Source organism: Rhodococcus sp. 05-2255-3B1, assembly GCF_002258545.1.
Taxonomy (GTDB): domain Bacteria; phylum Actinomycetota; class Actinomycetes; order Mycobacteriales; family Mycobacteriaceae; genus Rhodococcoides.
Window position 1 is genome coordinate 1 of sequence record NZ_NOZC01000040.1, and the last position, 913, is coordinate 913.

General features: G+C 65.7%; 1 protein-coding gene. It reads left to right on the forward strand.

The genetic code is table 11. The features are described from left to right. Window positions 1-676 precede the first annotated feature (676 nt). Window positions 677-913 (forward strand): hypothetical protein (locus CH249_RS28255; protein ID WP_218830223.1); only part of this gene is annotated, 237 nt, incomplete at its 3' end.

Below are 913 nucleotides of genomic sequence, written 5' to 3' on the forward strand. Positions count from 1 at the left end.
TCGGCGGGTGCCGTTGACGATGGTCACCGTCGATATAGCCACCCTGATCGGGTTGCTTGCGAACCCGGCGTATCTGGCCGGGCACGGTTCCATCGATCCTGACCTCGCTCGGGAGTTGGCGCGCAACAGTCAGTGGCAGATCCTGCTCACCGACGCAGTTACCCTCGCTGGAAAACTCGGACTGGCTGTGCAGAACCCGGCAACCGGGGAATGGGAACGAACACCGAAAATGCAGACGCAGGAGTCGGACTCAGGGGCGGCAGCGACAGCGGACACGGACACGGACACGGACACTGCAACAGTGAACACGGACGCGGACTCAGGAACGAACGCTGCGTCGGGAACACGCGCTACCGAGACCCACAGCCGCACCGACAGCAACCCGGAGCCCCAGACCGAGATCGAGTCGGAACCCGAGACTTGCACGTCCACAGGCACTTCCGTCGATGTCGACACCGATGCAGCACCGATCCCCGCGCAAGCGCCTGGGCCCATGCTCTCACCGGAGTCCGGCACTGCACCCGACCGAACCGAAACAGGGTCCGCTCCAGAGCGACCCGGGACGGTCCCGCCGACACCAGTACCACCACCGACACCAGTACCACCACCGACAACAAGCCCCACGCGAGGAACAATTCTCCCGCCGGAACCGGGGACGGCGACATCACCGACTTCGATGCACGACCAGACGGAGAATCATCAGACGGAGGATCCCGCGGGGGACACCCCTGCCCGCTCAGCGGCCGATCCAGCTCCTTCCGAGACCGAGACCGAGATCGGGGCAGGCGCGGACAGGCAACGGCGGACGCAATCGCTGACCTCCGCCGCAGCGCTGTTCTGTACCCACACTCCCGTCGGCAGGGGCACACGGCACAGCTCTGCCCTCGACCTGCCCTTCGCAATCCGGCCCAAC